The 23,083-nt window shown below is 44.0% G+C and carries 18 protein-coding genes and 1 tRNA gene; 7 read left to right on the top strand and 12 right to left on the bottom strand.

From position 1 onward, the window contains the following. The first annotated feature begins 261 nt into the window (after positions 1-261). The 5 genes from RNZ41_RS04030 (at position 262) to RNZ41_RS04010 (ending at position 6,018) form a co-directional block, all read left to right on the top strand. The gene (locus RNZ41_RS04030) at positions 262-1,518 is read left to right on the top strand and encodes a two-component system sensor histidine kinase NtrB (protein ID WP_314027636.1); all 1,257 of its coding nucleotides are present in this window, start codon (positions 262-264) and stop codon (positions 1,516-1,518) included. 108 nt (positions 1,519-1,626) lie between these two features. Continuing rightward, positions 1,627-3,414: a sigma 54-interacting transcriptional regulator gene (locus RNZ41_RS04025; protein ID WP_314027635.1), complete on the top strand. Its 1,788-nt coding sequence runs from the start codon at positions 1,627-1,629 to the stop codon at positions 3,412-3,414. Further along, positions 3,411-4,409, top strand: a complete 999-nt coding sequence (locus RNZ41_RS04020) for a serine/threonine-protein kinase (RefSeq protein ID WP_314027634.1) — start codon at positions 3,411-3,413, stop codon at positions 4,407-4,409. The genes RNZ41_RS04025 and RNZ41_RS04020 overlap by 4 nt, the downstream gene beginning before the upstream one ends. A gap of 111 nt (positions 4,410-4,520) precedes the next feature. After that, positions 4,521-4,605, top strand: a tRNA-Leu gene (locus tag RNZ41_RS04015). A gap of 261 nt (positions 4,606-4,866) precedes the next feature. Beyond that, a complete protein-coding gene (locus RNZ41_RS04010) occupies positions 4,867-6,018 on the top strand; it encodes an AAA family ATPase (protein ID WP_007114975.1) in 1,152 nt (383 codons plus the stop codon). A 107-nt stretch (positions 6,019-6,125) separates the two neighbouring features. Here RNZ41_RS04010 and clpA read toward each other — a convergent pair whose 3' ends face one another. From clpA to proB, 6 genes are all read right to left on the bottom strand, one after another. Next, positions 6,126-8,585 (bottom strand): ATP-dependent Clp protease ATP-binding subunit ClpA, encoded by a 2,460-nt coding sequence (gene clpA, locus RNZ41_RS04005; protein ID WP_314027633.1) that lies wholly within the window; start codon positions 8,583-8,585, stop codon positions 6,126-6,128. Positions 8,586-8,978: 393 nt separating this feature from the next. Continuing rightward, on the bottom strand, positions 8,979-9,464 hold the full coding sequence (locus tag RNZ41_RS04000; RefSeq protein WP_314027632.1) for an ATP-dependent Clp protease adaptor ClpS: 486 nt from the start codon (positions 9,462-9,464) through the stop codon (positions 8,979-8,981). A 42-nt stretch (positions 9,465-9,506) separates the two neighbouring features. After that, complete coding sequence (locus RNZ41_RS03995; protein WP_007114972.1) at positions 9,507-10,367, bottom strand: hypothetical protein; 861 nt, start codon at positions 10,365-10,367, stop codon at positions 9,507-9,509. A 289-nt stretch (positions 10,368-10,656) separates the two neighbouring features. Beyond that, complete coding sequence (argC, locus tag RNZ41_RS03990) at positions 10,657-11,724, bottom strand: N-acetyl-gamma-glutamyl-phosphate reductase (protein ID WP_007114971.1); 1,068 nt, start codon at positions 11,722-11,724, stop codon at positions 10,657-10,659. Positions 11,725-11,745: 21 nt separating this feature from the next. Further along, positions 11,746-12,855 carry a uroporphyrinogen decarboxylase gene (gene hemE, locus RNZ41_RS03985; RefSeq protein WP_096489109.1) on the bottom strand — a complete coding sequence of 370 codons (1,110 nt, stop codon included), beginning with the start codon at positions 12,853-12,855 and terminating at the stop codon, positions 11,746-11,748. Positions 12,856-13,021: 166 nt separating this feature from the next. Next, positions 13,022-14,170, bottom strand: coding sequence for a glutamate 5-kinase (proB, locus tag RNZ41_RS03980; protein ID WP_314027631.1), 1,149 nt, complete (start codon positions 14,168-14,170; stop codon positions 13,022-13,024). 312 nt (positions 14,171-14,482) lie between these two features. Here proB and RNZ41_RS03975 point away from each other — a divergent pair, with 312 nt between their 5' ends. Continuing rightward, positions 14,483-15,364 carry a DegV family protein gene (locus RNZ41_RS03975; RefSeq protein WP_314027630.1) on the top strand — a complete coding sequence of 294 codons (882 nt, stop codon included), beginning with the start codon at positions 14,483-14,485 and terminating at the stop codon, positions 15,362-15,364. A gap of 74 nt (positions 15,365-15,438) precedes the next feature. Here the strand turns inward: RNZ41_RS03975 and obgE are convergent, their stop codons facing one another. The 4 genes from obgE to RNZ41_RS03955 form a co-directional block, all read right to left on the bottom strand. Beyond that, entirely contained in the window at positions 15,439-16,659 is a 1,221-nt protein-coding gene (gene obgE, locus RNZ41_RS03970) for a GTPase ObgE (protein WP_159676474.1), read from the bottom strand. Between the two features lie 150 nt (positions 16,660-16,809). Next, positions 16,810-18,162, bottom strand: a complete 1,353-nt coding sequence (locus RNZ41_RS03965) for a glyceraldehyde-3-phosphate dehydrogenase (protein WP_314027629.1) — start codon at positions 18,160-18,162, stop codon at positions 16,810-16,812. Between the two features lie 126 nt (positions 18,163-18,288). Beyond that, positions 18,289-18,894, bottom strand: coding sequence for a lipocalin family protein (locus RNZ41_RS03960; RefSeq protein ID WP_409950676.1), 606 nt, complete (start codon positions 18,892-18,894; stop codon positions 18,289-18,291). A gap of 149 nt (positions 18,895-19,043) precedes the next feature. Further along, on the bottom strand, positions 19,044-20,075 hold the full coding sequence (locus tag RNZ41_RS03955) for an NUDIX domain-containing protein (protein WP_314027627.1): 1,032 nt from the start codon (positions 20,073-20,075) through the stop codon (positions 19,044-19,046). Between the two features lie 152 nt (positions 20,076-20,227). Here RNZ41_RS03955 and hemP point away from each other — a divergent pair, with 152 nt between their 5' ends. Next, on the top strand, positions 20,228-20,392 hold the full coding sequence (gene hemP / locus RNZ41_RS03950) for a hemin uptake protein HemP (RefSeq protein ID WP_072092918.1): 165 nt from the start codon (positions 20,228-20,230) through the stop codon (positions 20,390-20,392). Positions 20,393-20,526: 134 nt separating this feature from the next. Here the strand turns inward: hemP and RNZ41_RS03945 are convergent, their stop codons facing one another. Next, complete coding sequence (locus RNZ41_RS03945; protein ID WP_314027626.1) at positions 20,527-21,291, bottom strand: SDR family NAD(P)-dependent oxidoreductase; 765 nt, start codon at positions 21,289-21,291, stop codon at positions 20,527-20,529. An 86-nt stretch (positions 21,292-21,377) separates the two neighbouring features. Next, positions 21,378-23,072, bottom strand: coding sequence for an AMP-binding protein (locus tag RNZ41_RS03940; protein WP_314027625.1), 1,695 nt, complete (start codon positions 23,070-23,072; stop codon positions 21,378-21,380). Between the last annotated feature and the right edge of the window lie 11 nt (positions 23,073-23,083).

Genomic DNA, 23,083 nt, shown 5'->3' with positions numbered 1-23,083 from the left:
TTTTATGCCCTTTTTTATATGTCTTTTTTATACTTCTTTTTTAGTAATTAGGTTTTAACTTTTGCACTATTTTGGTTCAAAATATATCATACTACGATTAGCACCTTGCTATAAATGAGTGATTTTTTTATATTCAATGACTGATTTGCTGCCAATCGTTCTATTATTTATCTGTTGTGACAATCATCCAAACATTCTCCAATAGTGTATTGGCATTTAAATTGCACTTTAACCATTGCTCAAATTTGTGGTAGTTATCCAATGACCCATCCTACTTTTTTACATAGTCTCGAATCCAACCAGACCCTGTTTGATGATATGTTCAACAACCTATTATCGGGGTTAATTGTCGCTGACAGCAGCTATGAGTGCGTCTATATCAACGCAACGGCTGAGCAGATTCTGTCAGTTAGTCAGCAGCATTTACTTCATAAAAATGTTATCGATATTTTAACCCCCGCAAACTATGAAAAATTACTAACGCAAGCATCAGAGCAATCGCATACCGATGATGACCCGATCACCCATAAAAAAACCAAAGCGCAGGTCAAATTGGCGCTGCAAAACCAATTTGAACATACCAAAAAAATGTACCAAGCCTTTATCCATCATGATTGCACCATTTTAGGGCTAAGTACCCAAGGGATTGGTGCACCATTATTGGTCGATTATGGGGTTTCCCCATTAGAAACCGAGGCGGGGTTTTTCTATTTGATTGAAATTTGGGCAAAAGATCGCGAAAGTCGTATTCAACAAGAACAATATCAAAATCACCAACATTTGATAACCCGCCAAATGATTCGCAGTATGGCACACGAGGTCAAAAACCCTTTAGCCGGCATCCTTGGGGCAAGCCAACTGCTTGAGAAGAATTTTAATCAAATCATGAAGTCTGATGGGATTGTGCGCTATATTAATGACACCAAGGCGCAAAAGGTCGCCAATTATCTCAGTATCATCATGGATGAGACCAGACGACTCAATAACTTGGTGACCCAATTGCTGGGTGCGCCAAATTTGCCCAACTGGCAAGTAATCAACGTGCATGAGCCCCTGCAGCATGTACTAACATTGGCAGAAATACAAAACCCCAATATTAGTCTAGTCAGAGACTTTGATTTATCGTTGCCAGAAATCACCGCTGATAAAGACCAGCTCGTACAAGTATTTATGAATATCGTCAATAATGCGATACAAGCGCTCAATGAAAACGACATTATGTCGCCTATCATCACGGTAAAGACCCGTATTCAGCACCAACAAACCATTGGCGATATACGACATAAAAGCGTATTACGGGTCGATTTTATTGATAATGGTTTGGGCATTGATAGTGAGTTGTTACCGCAAATTTTTTATCCTTTGGTCACAGGACGCGCCAATGGTACGGGGTTGGGACTGGCACTTGCTCATGACATTATTCAGCGCCATCAAGGACAAATCAGTGTGACCTCTCAGCCAGGTGAAACCCTATTTACGATCTTTTTACCTTGGCAAATTCGACAAATAACCAAATGACCAATTGATAGTTTAACCCTGATACGCCACAGCATCATGACTGATCGGCTATGAATTTTTCAATCAATAATGTTTAAACCAATACAGTTTCCCATATAGGGTTTTTATATGACTTATACCAATAATAAAACGCCAACCACCGAGCCTATTGTTTGGGTAATCGATGACGACCAAGCGTTACGTATGATTTTGGAAGATACGCTGACAGATAGTGGATTTCAAGTGCAAACCTTTGGCAATGCGCAATCGGCGTGGCGGCTATTACAAGATAGTGAGCAAGACAGCCAAGCGAAGAGTGACAATAGCGCCCCCTTGCCAAGTGTCATCGTCACCGATATTCGAATGCCGATGATGAACGGATTGGACTTTAGCAGTAAAATCAAACAAGCCTTTGCACAAATTCCTGTCATCATCATGACCGCGCATGCCGATGTGCAGTCTGCGGTGGATAGCTATCAATCAGGCGCATTTGATTACTTACCCAAGCCGTTTGAGTTAGATGATGCCATTGCAATGGTAAAAAAAGCTTGCCTGCAAAGCCAGTCAAACCAAACACAAAAGCGCAGTAAGTCTGAGAACTACAACGACTCTCTGATTCGTGATGCACAGCAGCCGCCAGCGCAAAAAGTAGCGGTCGCGCCAGAAAAAACCCCCACCAACCCATCGGGCATCATCGGGCAATCGATTGCCATGCAAAAAGTCTTTCGTGCGATTGGTCGCTTGTCGCATATGCCGATGACAGTCCTCATCACCGGCGAATCAGGGACGGGTAAAGAGCTGATTGCCAGTGCCTTACACGAACATTCGCCACGCAAATCCAAACCGTTTATCGCGCTCAATATGGCGGCGATTCCGCATGATTTGATTGAAGCTGAACTATTTGGTCATGAAAAAGGCGCGTTTACGGGTGCGACTACCACGCGCCAAGGGCGTTTTGAGCAGGCGCATGGTGGCACTTTGTTTTTGGATGAAATCGGCGATATGCCTTTACCGACCCAGACACGTTTGCTGCGCGTCTTGGCAAATGGTGAGTTTTACCGTGTCGGTGGTCTCAAACCCATTAAAGTCGATGTACGTATCATCGCAGCGACCCATCAAAACTTAGAAACCCTTGTGCAGCAAGGCAAGTTTCGTGAAGATTTGTTTTATCGGCTCAATGTCATTCGACTGGCGCTACCTTCCCTACGTGAGCGCCGCGAAGACATTCCGCTGTTAATCGATTTTTTTATGCAAAATATTGCCAAAAGCATGCATACCTCGAACAAAACCATCACGCCGTCTGCCATGCATATTTTGCAAAGCTATCCCTGGCAAGGCAACGTGCGTCAACTTGAAAATACCTGCCGCTGGCTCAGTGTGATGACAACAGGGCAAACCATTCAGCCCAGTGATTTGCCACCCGAGATTTTACAAGCGTTTGAATCGCAAGATAGCACGCCTGTAACTACACGTGAGCCCAAAATACATAAGACACATAAGACACATAACTATCAGCACGACACTCAGTTTGAGGCACCTGCGAGCGAACATCCGTCATCTTTGCCAGCTGCGAGTAACAGTCCCAGTGCTAGTTCTAATTTGAGTGACCATTCGAGTGAGCTACCAACGCCTTTGCCCGCTACGACGGTCATATCGACCTTGCACGCCTCACAAAATGGCGCAACCGCAGATTGGATCACGCCGCTGCAAGTCTGGGCACAACAAGCACTGGCTGAAGGACAGTATGACATATTGCAAACCGCTTATCCGATGTTTGAGAAATGTTTGCTTGAAGTGGCACTCGCCCATACTGCTCAGCATAAAGGACAAGCGGCTGACCTACTCGGTTGGGGGCGCAATACCGTGACCCGAAAATATCAGCAGTTGATTGAAGGCAGACCCGTTAAGCCATCATGATTGAGACAAGGTCAACTCACCCAGCACTGGTTATCATAAAAAATGGCTGTCAGTCGCTCGTTACTGACTTACAGCCACTATCACCTTCAAATCCACTCAACCATACCGAGCTTTGGTATGGGGTATGGCATTCAACTCACTCCCCGCCTACTGCCGTTGTCGTTAAACAATTACTACCTCACTTTAATGCAACCAATCTCGCCCATTTTGAGCAAGAAATCAACGCCCTTCATCATTGCCAAAGCCTGGCGATTGACGGCACCCATGCGACAAGCGGCATTCCTACGCTGTATGCTTCAAACCTTCTACCTGATACCCTCATCTTTGATCAACAGCAGCCGCAGCAATCTGTTAGTCCGTGTCTAATCATGTCGTATCATCCAGGCGAGACGTTAAAATCCTTGATATATGCGCATGCTAAATTGCCAATACTTAATCTTCCGCAAAAAATGACCATTTTTTTACATAGTTGCCAAGTGGTCAACCGTCTACATCAATTTGGGCTGATGCATTTGGATCTCAAACCCGCCAACTTTATCGTAAAACCCAATCTTGAAGTGGTGTTAATTGATTTTGGTCTGAGTGATTTTAGTTTTAGTGATATTGGTTTCAGTGATTTTGGTCTTAGTGATACTAGGGCAAAAAATGACTCACTCAACTGCAAACCTCACACCGCTGGTACGCCTGCCTACATGAGTCCTGAGCAACTCACAGGACAGCCTGTTGACAAATTTAGCGACTACTATAGCTTGGGGGTAGTATGGTACGAATTATTGATGGGATGTCTACCTTTTATGGCAAATGATTATCCTGGTTGGGCAATTTCGCATTGCCAACAGCCCGTGCCTTTTTTATGCCCAAATCATCAGCTATCAGAATTTGCTTGCCAAGCTTGCCAGCCTTTTATCGACAAGCTGCTGGCAAAACGCGTGGAAAACCGTATTAATGACTTGGCAAATATTATCAATGCGCTAAAAATTTTACTTAACCAATAAAAAAATGCAATTTTTTTAAAAAACCTCTTGCCAAAGCGAAAATTTTCTATATAATAGCCAACCACAAAGACACTGATACAAATATTGAGTCAACACTTTGAGGCAACTCATGGGGCTGTGGCGAAATTGGTAGACGCACTGGATTTAGGTTCCAGCGCCGCGAGGTGTAAGAGTTCGAGTCTCTTCAGCCCCACCACTCAAATCGGTATTAGTTAAATTAACCTGCCTCTCGCAGGTTTTTTTATGCCTAAAATTCCTGTCTATCTTATCTCACCATTGCTTACTGGCTTACTGTTAGCCAGTATGTTGCTCACTGTGTTGCTAAAAATTTTTTAACTGATTGCCAACTAGCTACTTTTTAGCTTGCATCTAGTATTAACTGCCCCATCTCTATAGTTAGCTTGTTTACTGCTAACTATGTTAATTTTTCTACTGCCTTTTATAAGCCTATATTCCTATGAAAATTTTACAATCGCCCTATTATCAACCGCGAAAGCTGCTCAGTGCCTCCTCTGAGCCGCCCTATACTGTTCAACTTATTGAAGACAACCTCCAATACGCTAGCAAATATAACCCTTTTGAGTCGCTACTCGATGATATTTTCCCTGGGGTACATGTTGGCAACCATGATATGGTGATTCGTAAAGAGCAGCTTAAAGATTTTGAGCGTTGCACCGATTTTACTACCGTCGCCTATTCGCATAAAAATAATACATTGTATGAGCGTGAAGCTTGTTATTTTCATCCCAAATATGAAGTGTTCATGCTCACCAATGAAGATTTGTCAAATGACTATGACGAATACATCTTTGAGTCAGGCTTGTTAAAAGTCGTCAGTATTTACTATATTTCGACCAATCCGCATTCGGCGGCAAGTGTCAAAAACGTGTTTGATGAATACTTGCAAAAGTATGTCTCGCAAGAGGCTAAAGTATCGATTTTACTTAAAGAAGTCCATGGTTTTGTGTTTAAAACCCATCGTATCAAGCCATTTCCCATCAATTTAGATACCATGTATCACGAGGATTTTCTGCCCGTGCATCAGCATATCAAAGAATCGCTCAATCATGATGGTAAAGGCGTGGTACTGTTGCATGGCGTGGCGGGTTCAGGAAAAACTAACTATATCAAATGGCTAACCAGCCAAGTGCCTAATAAAAAATTCATCTTTGTACCCACTACCATGATTGGGTATTTGACTAACCCTGAATTTATGTCACTATTGGTGGATAATAAAAACTCGGTATTAGTGCTTGAAGACTGTGAAAACTACATTGCCGAGCGTAGCATTGATAACGCTAATACCGATGTGGTATCGGCGATTTTGAACATTGCTGATGGTATGCTGTCGGATGTGTTAGAGTGTCAGTTTATTTGTACCTTTAACTCCGATATCTCGAAAATTGACCCCGCGCTGCTGCGTAAAGGTCGATTAATAGCTGAGTATAAATTCAAAGAACTGTCCGTCGAAAAATCCAATGCGTTTTTGGCATCGATTGATAAAGCTATCACCGTCAATAAACCGCACTCATTGGCAGAATTAACCAACATGGATCATCTGTCCTATCGAGAGAAACAAGCAGAAAAACCCAAATTTGGTTTTGTATGATTATTAAGCCCATTTATTAAGTATAGTCATTAAACATCATCACTAGGCATAAAAAAGAAGGAGCTCAGTGGCTCCTTTTTTTATACTAGACATTACTAAACCTAGACCTAGACATTGTCGATTTGCTTTTCATCAATGGGCACAAGCTCAATCGCTGTTTTATCGGCATTCATACGAATCGACACCGTACCGCCATTCACCAAATCACCAAATAATATTTGCTCTGCCAATGGTTTTTTGATTTCATCTTGAATCAAGCGGTTCATTGGGCGTGCACCCATGAGACGATCGTAACCTTTTTCTGCCAGATAATTTCTGACCTCATCATCAATTTCAAGCACTACTTTCTTGTCATCAAGCTGGGCTTGCAGCTCAACCAAGAATTTATCAACCACAGATACAATGACATTTTGATCCAATGGGTTAAATTGAATGATGGCATCCAAACGATTACGAAACTCTGGGGTAAACATCCGTTTCATCGCCTCACTATTGTCGCGACTATGGTCTTGTTTGGTAAAGCCCATGCTGTTGCGACTGATGCTATCAGCACCGACATTGGTGGTCATGATCAGTATCACTTGCTTAAAGCTTGATGTGCGACCGTTATTGTCGGTGAGCGAGCCATGATCCATCACTTGGAGCAGCAAGTTAAATACATCAGGATGGGCTTTTTCAATCTCATCTAGCAATAGTACACAATGCGGGAATTGATTGATTTTTTCGGTCAATAAACCACCCTGATCAAAGCCCACATAGCCTGGCGGTGCCCCAATCAAGCGGGACGCTGTATGTGCTTCCATATACTCAGACATATCAAAACGAACCAGCTCAATGCCTAACAAATTCGCTAACTGACGACTGACTTCCGTTTTACCGACACCGGTAGGACCAGCAAACATAAATGAACCAATCGGTTTATCATCGGGTTTTAAGCCTGCACGTGACAACTTGATGGCATCTGCCAAGTTTTTGATGGCTTCATCTTGACCAAACACCAAATGTTTTAGGTTGCTTTCAAGATTTTGTAGCACCGATTTGTCATCCGTTGAGACTGATTTTGGCGGGATGCGCGCAATTTTTGAGATAATGTATTCAATTTGCGGGACATCAATCACCACTTCGCCATCTTGTTGTGCCGCATCAATTACTTTATTATCGGCTTCGCTTAACATAGCTTCAGGTTCGACAACACCATCTGCTGCATGGCTAGCATCCAAATCATCGACAAGTGCGTCTTCATCCACCACAGGCTGATTTGATAGCTTGTCATTTGCGACGGCATCAACGGATTGATTGCTGTCCACACTAGATTCAACCTGATTTTCAGCTTGTTTTTGCAGGCGAACAAATGCACCCGCTTCATCAATCACATCAATGGCTTTGTCAGGCAAAAAGCGTTCGTGAATGTGTTTTACCGCCAAATGCACAGCACTTTGTAGCGCCTGATCGGTATAACTTACGTTATGGAATTTCTCATATTGTTTTTTCAGACCGCGTAGAATATCAATCGTTTCATCAATCGATGGCTCGTTAACATCAACTTTTTGGAAACGACGACTTAAGGCATGGTCTTTTTCAAACACTTGGCGGTATTCGGTAAAGGTGGTTGAGCCGATACAACGCAGCTCACCTGATGCCAACGCAGGTTTGATTAAATTTGACACATCCATATTGCTGCTCATCGATGAGCCTGCGCCGATAATCATATGGATTTCATCAATAAATAAAATCGCATTGGGCTTAGCTTTTAAGGCATCTAATAGCGCTTTCATCCGTTTTTCAAAATCACCGCGGTATTTTGTACCGGCAATCAGGGCACCAATATCTAAACTATAAACCACACAGCCTGATAATGGTTTCGGTGCTTTGTCATTGACAATTAGCCATGCCAATCCTTCAGCAATCGACGTTTTACCCACCCCTGGGTCACCCACCAGTAGGGGATTATTTTTGCGGCGACGGCATAAAATCTGCGCGGTACGCTCGATTTCTGCTTGGCGACCAATTAACGGATCAGTGCCGCCCGTAGAGGCTTTTTGATTGAGATTAATGGTAAATTCAGTCAATGGGTCTTTGCTGGATTTTTCACCCGTTTCTTCAGTTTCCACACTGGTTAATTTGTCGCGCACTTTTTTGTCTTGACCATGCGACAGATACTGGGTCAACTCAAGTCGCGTCACCCCTTGTTTTTTAAGCAAATACACCGCGTAGGTGTCATGCTCTGAGAACATAGACACTAGTAAATCTGAGCCTTCTACCAAACGGCTGCTGGCAACCGATTGCACATGAAAAATCGCACGCTGCAAGATACGGTCAAAACTGCGCGTTGGTTGTGGCGAGTAATCTTCGTTGATATCGACCGTTGGGGTATGTTCATCAATATACTGGGTCAAATCTTTGCCAAGCTGATCCACATTGACTGCACAAGCCACCAAGGCTTCTACCGCATTTTCATTCTCTAACAGTGCCAATAGCAAATGCTCGACCGTTAAATATTCGTGTGCACGCTGTTTTGCGAGTGTCACTACCAACCGCAACGTGCTTTGTAATTCTAAACTTAACATAAGATGTCCTTAATACGTGTCGCCGACGGTTTTTGATTTTGCCCTACTTGAAAAATCATGCGTTATCTAATTGATTGGTTTGATGTCGTTATAGGTGTTGATGGTTATTTGCGTTGATGTTTTCTCAAGTTTCATTTGCCGTCACCTCAGCACCAAATATCTTATGGATATCTGGCTAATCATGCTAAGTTCGGTTAAAAGGAAGTAAAAATGAAAGATGACAAAATGGGAAAAATCAAAATCATTACGTTTAATATAATGACATTGCTAATAAATTCAAGTGATAAAACGTAGTTAATGGCGGGTTTTAAAATGGCAAAAAATTCAATGATGAATAAAAAATAGAAAGGAGGTGCCACCAAAAATAAAACGGGGTTAAATAGCAAACTGCCACTAACCTTGTGGTTCGATTTGACTCAGTAACGGATAGCCTGCCTGACGCGCTTCACGGTTGACGGCTTGGGCTTTGGTTTCTGCGATGTCCTTAGGGTATATACCGGCAATTCCTTTGCCTTGGTGATGAATGGCAAGCATAATACTGATAGCTGAATCTAGCGTATGTTTAAAATGATTTTGTAAAACATCCACCACAAATTCCATCGGCGTATAATCATCATTATACATGACCACCGCATACATCTGTGGTTTTTTTAGTTCAGGGTCAGCCAATAGCACATCTTCGACAGGGTCGGTATTTGGCTCGCCTTCTATGTCGGTCAAACGCGCTGGCAATGAATTTGGTGATTGGCTAGGTAGCTGTTTAGAGGGCTGTTTAGGTAGTTGTGTTGGCAACCATGCCGGCAGATGCCAATCCATATTCGTGGTGGTTGGCTGCGATACGACTGATTGACGAGAAAAATTAAGCGTTTGAAGCATCATTAATTAAGCATTTACCTAAGATTAAATTAAACATTGATTATACTACTTTGCAGCAGTCGTTGCGGCAGGTTTTTGCGTATTGGCTGTGCTTGCCACTGGCGTGCTGTCGGTCGAACTCACGGGTCGTTTATCCGCTTCAGGCGTTTCTTCAAGCGTATATGGCATGTTATCAATCGGTTGACCGAGTTGCCAATCATACACTTGCTCAGTTTTTTGGTTGCCGGCGGTTAATTCAAGTTTCACTTGTTTGGGTACAAAGTTTTTGGGCATCAAAAAACGCCCGCGAATTCTTGCAATCCCATGAATCGAATAACTATTGGGTTGCAATGGGACTTCGACCATATTAACTTCATCGAGCAAGGTCAATTTTGGAATCAGATTTTTTGGCTGATTTGACGGATCGACCATACCGACATCAAAGCGGTATTCATAGGCATTTTCTGGCAACGGTGCGATTTTTGCCCCGATGACTTGTAAACTCATACCGCCTTTTTTGGCAAGCGACGTGGTTAAGAATTGCTGACCTTGTTCAAGCTGTAAGTTGGTGACTTTTAGATCTTGAATATCGGTACGTAGTGCTGATAGGTTCGCCAAGCTGATATCACGCTCTTGCTGCGCGGTGGTTAATTGGCTTTGCAACGTATCAGATTTTAGCTTTAGTGATTTGATGTTTTCTGCTGAGATTTCAAGACCTGCGGCGGTTTTTTTCGCTTCTTCAGCCGCAAAGCTTAAGCCGCGATGATAACCAATGCGTTGACCTAACACCAGTGCAATGATGGCAACTAACAACAAGCTCACCCCAAACGCAATCAACCACCCAGAGACCTTGTTGGGTTGGGTAATATAATTGCGTTGTGCTTCTGGCAAAGATTGAGAAGAGTTATTATCTTCGGGCAAATCCATAGAGATACTCAAATTGAAAAACGATCAAAACATGGATAATCACAGTACTGATGATAGCTCAAAAAGGGTTGATGAATATGACATCCATTAAAGCGAATCCCATTATAAACAAAAATTATAATGAATTCAGCTAAATTTATTGACCGAAAAAATAATAAAGTTAGCCCATTTCATCATAGCGTCATATTTTTTTGGCTAAAAAAAATAAAGCAGTGCTTGCTATGGCATTAATATTTCTAAATAGGCTGACCATAAATAGCTTAAGAAAACCACTTATTAAAGAAATACCTTAAGGCACTACGGCGACCAATTCCAATCCTGTTTGCTCTGCAAGCCCAAACATCACGTTCATATTTTGCACGGCTTGTCCTGCCGCACCTTTGACCAAATTATCTTGTACCACCAAAATCGTCGCCATCGGGCTATTTTCTAGTGTTTGCACCGCAATTCTTAAATAGTTGCTACCCCGTACACTACGGGTATCTGGGTACATCCCTTTTGGCATGACGTCTACAAAATATTCGTTTTGATAGCTGGTTTCATATAAGGATTGTAAATCTAACGCTTGACCCGCCGCCGTCAACCGAACATGAATGGTGGTAAACATACCGCGAATCATGGGTACTAAATGGGGTACAAAGCGGATATCATGCGACTGAAAGTGTTTGCTTTGACCCAATATTTGGTCAATCCCTTGGGTAATCTCTGGAGCGTGACGATGACCTGCCACGCCATAGGCACTAAAACTATCCGAGGTCTCGCTAAACAATAAATTCATTTTGGCTTGGCGACCTGCACCTGAGACGCCTGATTTGGCATCAATAATAATCCAAGGTTCAATCAATGCCTGCTGCTGGCTGTTTTGGGCATCGATTAGCGGTTTTAACCCCAAAATCGCCGTGGTGGGATAACAACCTGGGTTGCCAATGACATTGGCTTTGGCAATGGCATCACGATTGACTTCAGGTAACCCATACACAGCGTCTTTTAAAATATCGGGGCAAGCATGTTCAAGCTTATACCAAGTTTCAAAATCTTGTAGCGACTGCAAACGAAAATCTGCCGCCAAATCGATGACTTTAGTGCCATTTTCGGTTAAAAATCTGGCATGCTTCATCGCGACGCCATGTGGCGTAGCAAAGAATACCACATCACATGCTGCTAATTTTTTTTCATCCAAATCCGAAAATGTTAAATCGGTCACGCCCCGCAAACTTGGAAACATATCATCGACGCGTCTGCCCGCTTCTGAGCGCGATGTCAGCATCGTCACTTGTGCCTGTGGATGACGACTCAATAGTCGAATTAGCTCTACGCCAGTGTAGCCTGTGCCACCGACAATACCTACTTTGATCATGGTCGTCTCCTGATATTATTATTAAAGTTTATATTCATGCACCGCATCAATAAAAGCTTTGGCATGGTCAGGATTAACCCATTGGTTAATACCGTGACCTAAGTTTGCTATATAGCCTGTTTTGTCACCGAGGCTATAGGCGTCCTGTAACATCAAATGCGTCTGCTGGCGAATATGCTCAGGCGATGCAAATAATGTCGCGGGGTCAAGATTACCTTGCAGCGCGATGCCTGTATGCCGCTTTTTGTGCAATTTGGTCAATGCTTTTTGCTGTTCAAAGACGATGCTGCGGGCTCTATCTAGTGGCATTGTCCAATCAAGCCCTAGCGCATCCGCGCCACTATGGCATTGGGTATCTAACCACAATCCGCCACCTTTGGTAAACAATACCACAGGTACCTCTGGGTATGTTGCTTTGATCGCCGCCACAATTTTAGTGTTGTAATGGTGCGAGAATTCAACAAACTGGCGATGCGCCAATGCCCCGCCCCAACTATCAAAAATTTGTACTAACTGCGCGCCTGCTGCTATTTGCGCTAGCAAGTAATCAATCACGGCATCGGTGATTTTAGCGAGCAGCGCATGCAAGGTGTCAGGCTCGCCATACAACATGGCTTTGGCATAGCGGTACTCTTTAGAACTACCGCCTTCAATCATATAGGTCGCCAACGTCCACGGACTACCCGAGAAGCCAAATAATGGCGCACGACCTGCCAGCGCATGACGAATACTGGTCACCGCTTTCATCACATAGTCGAGTGCATCTGCCATCGCGACGGTTGGCAAAGCTTCAACCTCTGCCATGCTTCTGACAGTTTTGTGAAATTTTGGACCTTCCCCTGCCTCAAAATATAGACCCAAACCGAGCGCATCAGGAATGGTTAAAATATCACTAAACAAAATCGCCGCATCCAACTCAAAACGGCGAAATGGCTGAATGGTGACTTCCGTCGCCAGATCGGTATTTTTGCATAGGGATAGAAAATCACCGGCTTGGGCACGGGTTTTTTTATACTCAGGCAAATATCGACCGGCTTGTCGCATCATCCACACTGGGGTCACATCCACTGACTCAAAACGCATGGCTCTTAAAATACGGTCATTTTTTAACATCGGAAAATTATGGGTCATGTCGTTGCCTTTAAAAATAATCTTGGGTAAAAATAATCTTGGGTAAAAATAATCTTGGCTAAAAATACTATTGGGTAAACATACTATTGGGTAAAAATACTATTGGGTAAAAATACTATTGAATCAGTCTAAAATTAGTTAAATTTCAATCAAAAATTGTCGAAAATTATACGATAATCGCCATATTATCACGATGTACCATCACGTGGCGTTCCTCATTTTTACCCAAAATCGCTTCGATGTCGCTATTGCGTTTGCGAGCGATGCGCTTAGCTTCACTTGATGAGAAATCCACCTGACCTACCGCGATACGCACTCCTGTTTTATCAACGCACTCCACTACATCGCCCTCATCAAAATCACCTTGCACTTCAATCACGCCGACAGGCAATAAGCTTTTGTTATTTTTAATGATGGCATCCACTGCGCCATCGTCAATCACCAAGCGACCTGCCATACGCAGATGCGCGGCTAACCATTGTTTTTTGGCAATGCGTTTATCATCGTCATTGGTGGTGAGCATCGTACCTAAGGATTCCCCTTTGACCACGCGATTAATCACGTTATCGATGCTGCCGCTGACAATCACGGTGGGACAACCACCCATTGCCGCAAGCCTTGCCGCGCGAATTTTGGTAATCATCCCGCCACGACCCAATTTGCCGCCATCTCCCGCCACGTCAAACAAATAATCTGCCATTGCCCGCTCAGTCTTAATCAGCTTTGCATCCGGGTTGGTGCGAGGATTATCGGTGAATACGCCTTGCTGGTCGGTCAATATAATGTATAAATCAGCTTTGACCATGGCTGCCACCATCGCACCTAGACTGTCATTATCACCAAATTTGATTTCATCGACACTCACGGTGTCATTTTCATTAATGACCGGTAGCACGCGCCATTCAAGTAGCTGATTTAACGTACTGGCGGTATTGAGATAACGATTTCGATTGGCAAGATCGTCATGTGTCAGTAGCAACTGCGCACTTTGTACACCATACTGAATCAACGCCGACCACCAAGTTTCAATCAAGCCCATCTGCCCAATGGCGGCGCAGGCTTGCAAGGCTTGTAATTTTTTGGGGCGTTCTTCCAAATTCATCCGCACCACCCCTTCCGCCACTGCCCCTGAGGACACTAGCAATACTTGGTAGCCTTCATTATGCAGCTTGGCGATTTGCTTCGCCCATTCATAAATTGCGGTGCGATCCAAGCCTTTACCATTATTGGTCAGTAGCGATGAACCAATTTTTACCACAATGGTGTTGGACTTAAGGGCTTTTTTAGTTGAGTTAGGTGAGGCGGTGGCAGTCATAAGTTGATAGTCATAATCAGTCAAGTGCAATTTTTTAATCAAATTAAATGCCATAATGGCTTGGCTGAGCATTGTAACAATTTTTACTGGGTTTATAAATGCTAATCGATGCCGGTAGCCGTTAAATATCACACGTTTTTGCCATACGCATTTTTATCCCAATTAAATAGCAACCATCGAAAAAAAAATTGACATTGTCAACTAAAAAATATCGACTTGAGGTTTTCTCAATTTAGATGAGGATAACTTGCTATCAACATTGCTTTTATATAAATTTGCTCATCTTCATGGGCTACTGGGTTTATCAAAATTATGAAAAGAGCTGTTGTCACCACTTCCTCATCTTGTCTTGAAGCCCTCGGATTGTCGCAAGGCATGGACATTCTGCGCTTACACGTAAACATCAATAACGTTGATTTTATCGATGGTAAAAATATCACCAGTGAGCGCCTAGCAACCATCATGAAAACCAACCTCAAATCGGTAGCGAGTACATTTCCGCCATCCATCCATGAAATGCATCTGTTGTTTAATGATTTGATTGCTCGCGGAGTCACTGAGGTATTTGTTTGCGGCATCTCGTCCAAATTTAGCCAAACCTTGCCCATGCTAGAAGAACTCAAAGTACATTATGCCAATCGTCTGCACATCTTTGTGTATGACACCAAAACACTCAATATTGCTGAAGGGGCGCTGGCGTACGAGGCAAAAGTGTTGATTGAACAAGGTGAATCGTTTGAAAACGTGGCAAAAAAACTTGACGATTTGCGACGTCGCAGTGAATTTTTATTTACCCTTAGCGACTTGGACTATATTATTCGCAACAAAAAATTGTCCTCCCCTGCTGCATTTGTTGCCAACTTATTTGATATCAAACCGATTATGCAAATTAATCAAATTGGCGAGATTGTCGCGGTAGAAAAAGTGCGAAAGCTTGAAAAAACCCTGACTACCATGGGAAAAACCGTCGAAAAACTTGGCGCAAATCAACCCGCGTTTATCTATTTGACAGATACGGGGCATCATGAAAGTACCGAATTTTTTAAAGAAATATTGGGGACCCATTTTGGTTGGCATGATTTGCCTGTGATTCGCGTGTCGACCATTTCGCTTGCCAATCATGGCTTGATGGGAACAGGCATTGGGGTGTTTTATGGTGAATTACCCCACATTGTCAAAGCATTAAAAAAATGACCTATTCTTATCTACATTCAGCTAATAAAAAAGGTTAGCCCGCGCTAACCTTTTTAAAGCTATTTCAATTACTGCTAAGGTGCGTAGACCACTTCCACGCCATCATCGTCATCGTAGTCGTCGTCATCAAAGTCATCTTCATCCAATACGCGACCTTCACGCTCAGCTTTACGTTTAGCACGATACGCTTCTTTTTGCTCTTCCGTATTGGCGCGCACTTCCGCTTCCAGTCGTTCAAAACGCAAACGCTGACTTTCGGCAAAGTCAGGATCGGTTTCTTCCATCTCGCGCTCTTGCTCGATTTCGTTCATCAAATGCCAAACCACGGCATCAACCCCTTCCCCTGTGAGCGTGGAGGTACGAAAAACCATCCCTGTCCAACCAAGCTCTGCCACGATATGAGTGCAAAGTTGGTTTAATGCCTCTTCAGGCACTTGGTCGATTTTGTTCAAAATCAAAATCTGTGGCAGTTTTGACAGCTCTGGCGAGAATTTTTCTAACTCATTAAAAATCACTTGGGCGTTTGCCACCGGGTCGCTACCATCAATGGGCTGTACATCGACAAGATGCAATAATCGACGGGTACGAGCGACGTGTTTTAAAAAGCGGATACCCAGTCCAGCCCCTTCAGATGCCCCTTCAATCAGCCCTGGGATATCTGCCATGACAAATGAGCGGTGTTTACCCACATCCACGACACCTAGATTCGGTACCAAAGTGGTAAACGGATAATTGGCAACTTTGGGTTTGGCAGCAGAGACTTGACGAATAAAGGTGGATTTACCCGCGTTTGGCAGACCAATAAGACCCACGTCAGCCACCACTTTTAGCTCGAACTTCAAGACTTTTAATTCGCCTGGAAAACCTGGGGTGGCACGTCGTGGTGCTTGATTGGTGGAGGTTTTAAAATGGGTATTGCCTTGCCCGCCGTCACCGCCTTTGGCAATCCTCGCCGTTTGCCCTTTTTTGGTCAAGTCCGCTAAGACCTCACCTGTTTCGGTATCAACCACGGTGGTACCGATGGGTACGGATAGATAGATATCATCTGCCCCACGACCTGAACAGTTTTTGGCACCACCATTTTCGCCGCGTTTGGCATCATATCGACGCGTAAACCGGTAATCGACGAGGGTGTTGGTGTTGTCGTCGCACACCACGTACACATCACCGCCTTTGCCGCCATCACCGCCATCGGGACCACCTTTGGGGACGTATTTTTCTCGGCGAAAACTGACGATACCATTGCCGCCATCGCCTGCTTTGACTGTTACGATTGCTTCATCGATAAAACGCATTGAAGACTTTCCTTAAATTCTTGAATAACCAAATATTATAGCATGAATTTTAGCAAGAAAAATTTGAACAATCGATGTTTAAAATTTTATCCAATAAAAAACCGCCCAAAATTGAGCGGTTTTGTCATCGTCCTTAACGCTTAGGAACACTTAGGCGTTTTTTGCCATGGTTTCAGCAACTCGCAATACTTGAGTGCTATAGCCCATTTCGTTGTCATACCATAGGTACATCACTGCACGGTTGTCTTGCGCAAGCGTAGATTTGGCATCCCAAATCGCCACTTTTTCACAGCCAACAAAGTCGGTAGAAACGGCTTCATCAGAATCTGAGTAAGCAATTTGCGCTTGCCATTGTTCGCTCTGACTGGCTTCTTTGATAAAGGCATTGAGTTCATCGCTTGAATTGACTGGGTTTTTGAAATTCAAATTCAAAATCGCAAGGCTCACGTTTGGCGTTGGTACACGTACCGAGCTGCCTGACAATTTGCCTTTTAATTCTGGAATCGCTTTACTGACCGCTTTGGCAGCGCCTGTGCTAGTCATCACCATATTTAAGGTTGCAGCACGCCCACGACGCTCGGCTTTATGGTGGTTATCGACCAAGTTTTGGTCATTGGTGAACGCATGGATGGTTTCCATGTGACCGTTTTCAATGCCGTATTTATCGTTTAAGAGTTTAAGCGTAGGGGTAATCGCATTGGTGGTACAGCTTGCCGCTGATACGATGGTATCACTACCGATGGTGTCATCATTGACATTATAGACGATGTTTTTGATATCGCCCGACGCTGGGGCAGTCAATAGCACTTTTTTGGCACCTTTTGACTGTAAATGCTTGCCAAGACCTGCTTCATCTTTCCATTTACCGGTGTTGTCGATGATTAAGGCATTGTCGATACCATAAGATGTGTAGTCGATTTCGCTTGGGTCAGAAGCATAAATGACTTTGATAAAACGACCGTTAGCGATGATACCACTGTTTGCTTTATCCACCACCACTGAGCCATCAAACCAGCCATGTACCGAGTCACGCTCAAGCAAGCTTGCACGTTTTTCCAAATCGGCTTCACCGGCTGGACGGACGACGATGGCTTTTAATTGTAAGCCTTTGTCTGAGGCAGGACGGCTCATCAGCAACCGAGCCAAAATACGACCGATACGACCAAAACCGTACAACACGACATCTGTCGCAGGCACTTCGTCACCGCTGGTAAAGCTGCCGGCTTGCTTGCCTGATTTTAGCGCTTGACCCAAGTCCACCGTGGTATGGCTTAGATTTTGGTCGTTTAACGCGGTGGCAAAGGCGAGTGTATCAGCGATGTTAAGGGCGTTTTTGTCATGATGGGCAATGATATCAACAAGGTTTAGCGCAATGCGGTTGCCAAAAAACAGCACATCGACGCCTTTATTGGCTAGGGTATTTAGCTCAACTAACAACTGAACCGCTTGGGCTTCTTGATTTTTGCGAGTAGTGAGGTGGTCTTGGTAAAGATTGGCAGACATAGTATGACCTTTTTTTGTGAAGGAAAAATAAAATCTGTGGAAAATGCAGCAATAAATAAACGCCTAAATTGTAACGGAATTTAGGCGTTTTAGCAATTTTAAAGCAGGGTGTTTCAACTACCTAGCTTATCGGCTGTTTTGTACGGTTTTTTGCAATTTACTAACATCATAGCCTTGAGATTTTGCGGTAGCAACCATTGTTTGATAAGTGTCTTCATCCATCGTGGGCGTGCGTGACAAAATCCACAAGTATTTCTGATTTGGCGTACCCACCAACGCATGAGTATAATTGGGGTCTAAAGCAAGCACCCAATAATCGGCTTTACCAACAGGCAACCAACGCAGTCCTTGCGGCAAGAAAGTAACTTTGAGTTTACTGCCACTGTCGCCATTTTTGGTGGCTTCACCAATGCTTTGCATGGGTTTGCCATCTTTGCCCATACATTGGTTATTGACTTCCACCTTGCCAGTCGGTTGTAGGGTGTAAGTGGCGGTGACATCACTGGCACAGTTACGCTGAAAAAACATCGGCAAACGGGCGATTTCGTACCATTTGCCCGCATAACGGTTTAAATCGACGCTTTGCACCGCCTGAGCTTTGCCAACGCCTGTGGGCTTGGCGGTTGTTTTGGTTGCGGTAGTTTTGGTGGGGGTGGTGGAGCAAGCACTCATCGCAAGCAATGTCCCTGCAATACCTGCCACTGCTAGCGTTTTTTTACTCATCAGTTTCATTGTGTATATCACCTTATTTTACTCAGTCTTACTGCGCATTAAAGTACTCATTTTAGCTCAAAATAAACGCTCAAACGGTGACTATTGGGGCATTTTTTGTCAGCCAGTTGTTACAACGAATGCGCTATTGTCAACCTGTTGGCTAGTTTTTATACCTTGTCGACCAATAACCGAATACCCGCGATTCCCATCGCCCCATGCTCATAGGCGGTGGCTAAATCTGCCTGCCCCACCCCGCCCAGCGCAAACACCGGCACATCACTAAGCTTTGCTAATTCGCCGAACGCTTGCCAGCCCATGCCCCCATTTTGAAAGGTTTCTGGGTGTGTCGGTGTGGCTTTCACCGGGGATAAAAAACAGCCCATGACAGTATGCGAGGTTGCCAAGGTATTTATTCTGCTTAGGCTATGTTGGTCATGGCAACTGGCAAAATAGCGATAATTTTTTGATAAGCTTGAGAAATCAAGCGTCATGAGTTGTTGGTGATTTAAATGTACCATGCCGTTTTTTAACCACGCATCTAAACGCTTAAATAAGCGCTCAGGTAAGCACTTAAATAAGCACGCTAGTGTTGCATATTGAATAATCGGGGTGATATCCGCCCTTATCCTTAGTAAGCCATCAATCATAGCGGTGGCATTTTCATCGCTGGTTTGCGGGCGAAGATAACAATGGGCATCGTCGGGCAGTTTTTGGCTATAAAAATCAACCCACTTATCCACACCAATGAAGTGATCTAAGGGCTGCGTGATATAAATCGCATTGGGCAATTTTAACCACTCTAAAATGCGGGCATTGGCATCGGGCAGCGCGTACTGATTGGCGACCAAGTCTGACTGATGAACCCATGTGACGGCTTGACCTTCCTTGCCTTTACCTTCTTGCAAACCATCAAACTGCGCTTGACTCACTTCAATTTTAAAAACGTGCAATGCCACAGTTTTATCAACATAATCATGGCGTATCACCCCCATTTTGACTGCGGTATTTTGCACGATATCCAAGCCAATCTCTTCATAGACTTCACGGACTAACCCTTGTGTTGGGGTTTCATTTGGCTCAATTTTTCCGCCCACAAATTCATAACGATTGCCTTGGTGTTGACTGACATGGCGAAATCCCAGTAGATATTGATTGTTAAAATGTATCACCGCGACTGCCACATTAACGACTTTTGACATATTTTTCTCAAACTGTTGATTATTACCCATTATAAAGCATTAAATTTGATGAAAAAGTGAAAAAAGTCACTTGACGACCCATTAAATATAAATGATAATCATTATCAATTAAAAACACTATTCGCCCATCTTACAGAGAAAAGGAGTATCCCATGCTACACTTATTAAATCGCGCTAATCTCACCCAACAAAGTTCCTTGCCTACGCTATATTCCAATCATTTATTTGCGCTGACCAAAGAGATTCGCATTCAGCATGACGGCGAAGAATACCGTCTTCGATTGACCCGTAATAACCGCCTAATACTCACCAAATAGTGACTTACCAAATAATCTCGGTGAAATTGTTAATAAAAAAAGCCAATCTTTCTCAGAGTGGCTTTTTTAGAGGGTTAAGTTGATAGTCTCTGTTGCCAGTCACTGTGCGCAGTTACTGGCAACAATCACCTGAATTAACCCATGCGAATAGCCCCGTCCAAACGAATGACGTCGCCATTAAGATAGCTATTTTCAATGATGTGTACCACCAATTTAGCAAATTCTTCTGGATTGCCCAAACGTTTGGGAAAAGGCACGGCTTGCTCAAGACTGGTACGGGCAGCTTCTGGCAGGCTTGCCATCATCGGTGTGCCGAACACCCCTGGTGCGATGGTCATAATACGTATTTGATGGCGCTGCAGCTCACGCGCGAGTGGTAAAGTTAAGCCCACCACACCTGCTTTGGATGACGAGTAACTGCCCTGCCCCACCTGACCATCAAATGCGGCAATTGAAGCGGTATTGATAATCACACCTTTATCTTCATTACTGTCTGCAGTATTTTTTGCCATCGCCGCCGCCGCCAGTCGCGCCACATTGAAAGTGCCGATGAGGTTAATTTGGATACCACGGGCAAAGGTGGTTAAATCGGCTGGATTGCCTTCTTTGTCCAGTAATTTTTGCACCACCACGATACCGGCACAGTTGATTGACCCTGATAATTTACCAAATTTGGTCACACCCGCTTCAATCGCGTTCTTGACATCCGCTTCGCTAGTGACGTCACATTTTGCAAAAATCACGTTGTCGCCCAATTTCGCCACTAATTTCTCACCGGCTTCTTGGTTGAGATCGGCGATGATAATATTTGCGCCTTGCGCCACCAAATAACGGGTTGTCGCTTCACCTAGACCTGACGCACCGCCTGTGACCAAAAATGTATTATTTTGTACTTGCATTGTTTTTCCGTTAACCTGTTGTTTTTTGTTGATAAAAAAAGCCTAGCTAACACTAGCTACTCTTTTGGATAGGGATAAAATTTTTGTTAGTGCGCCTCACTCATGCTACGCAGCATAAAACGTTGCACTTTACCACTTGGGGTTTTTGGCAAGGCATCGATAAACTCAACGATACGTGGATACGCATGGGCAGATAACCGTGCATGCACCAAGCTTTGGATGTCTTTGGCTAACTCGTCATTACCTGTGTAGCCGTCTTTGAGCACAACATAGGATTTGATGATGTGGCCGCGTATGTCATCTGGCACGCCAATCGCCGCGGTCTCGGCTACCGACGGGTGTTCCATTACCGTGTTCTCGACATCGGTAGGACCGACGCGATATCCTGCAGTAGTAATAATATCGTCATCACGCCCGACAAACCAAAAAGTGCCATCATCATGCTGTTCAACCATATCGCCCGTTAGATAATAACCATTTTCAAACGGATTTTTTTCGTTCCACGTATAGCCTTGGAAAAATAAGGATGGCGAATTCGCCACATCAACGGCTAGTTGACCTTGGACGCCTGCGCCTAGTTCATTAAAGTTTTCATCGAGTACCGCCAAGCGATAACCTGGCAATGGCATACCCATTGAACCAATTGGCTGATCATGGGTTAACTTATGATGACAGCAGCACGCCATCCCCAATTCGGTTTGTCCATAATGGTCAAGAATAGATGCACCAAGATGGTCAGTGATCCACGTCACCACTTCAGTATTTAACGTCTCACCCGCTGAGCTAATACGCGTCAATAGCGGTAACTCATCAGCTTTGTTGTCAAAAACACCGCTTGATTTCATCATACGAAATGCAGTGGGTGATGAGGCTAAATTAGTGATTTTATGGTTTTTGATAAAATCTAATGTATGTTTGGCATCAAACCCTGACTCATTAAAGTGGGTGGTAGCACCGACTAGCAAAGGTCCTGTAATCGCATAATACAAGCCATAGGCCCAACCTGGGTCAGCCATGTTCCAAAACTGGTCATCATCGCTTAGACCCACTGCGTGTACCATATACAAATAAAATGCGGTTAGCGCTTTAACTGGTACTGCCACGCCTTTTGATTTGCCCACGGTACCTGAAGTAAACATTTGCAAAAAAGGATCTTCCCCTGTTAGCATCACAGGTTCAAAGTCTTCCCTTTGCGCTGCCATTAAGCTATCAAAATGCCAATCGCCATATTGTTTGGCGGCTTGCTCGCTGCCCACCATCACCATGTTTGGTAGTGGGTTTATGTCATTGAATTTTTCACGGTTATGGCTGTCGGTGAAAACCACTTTGGTAGCGGCTTTTTCAAGGCGGTATTCAATCGCTTCGACACCAAATGCGGTAAACAATGGCTGATATACCGCACCAATGCGCCATGCTCCCACAATCACTGCTAACAAAGTCGGTGTACGGGGCAGCATGGTTGATACCCGATCGCCTTTTTTCACCCCCAAAGAATTGAGCAGATTTGCCATTTTACCGCTTAGTTTATCGAGCTGTGCGTAAGTGATTTTATGGATATTACCTTGGGTATCTTCATGCACTAGCGCGACTTTATTTGCCTTATCAGACTGGGCATGACGACCGACACATTCTACATAGGCGTTGATACCATTGATGCGGCAACCTTGCAGGATTTGCTGTTCAAGTTCGTCGATATTGAATTGGTCAATGTAGCTTTGATAGCGGTAGTTTTGATAATCGTGATGGGTAGATTGCAGGGTTTGGGTGTCAAGATTGTCCATGACAGGCTCCT

The sequence above is a fragment of the Moraxella sp. DOX410 genome (genome assembly GCF_032248735.1).
In the GTDB taxonomy this organism is placed as follows: domain Bacteria; phylum Pseudomonadota; class Gammaproteobacteria; order Pseudomonadales; family Moraxellaceae; genus Faucicola; species Faucicola tetraodonis.
The sequence above is the reverse complement of the archived record's forward strand: the minus strand, read 5'-3'. Positions and strand labels throughout refer to the sequence as shown.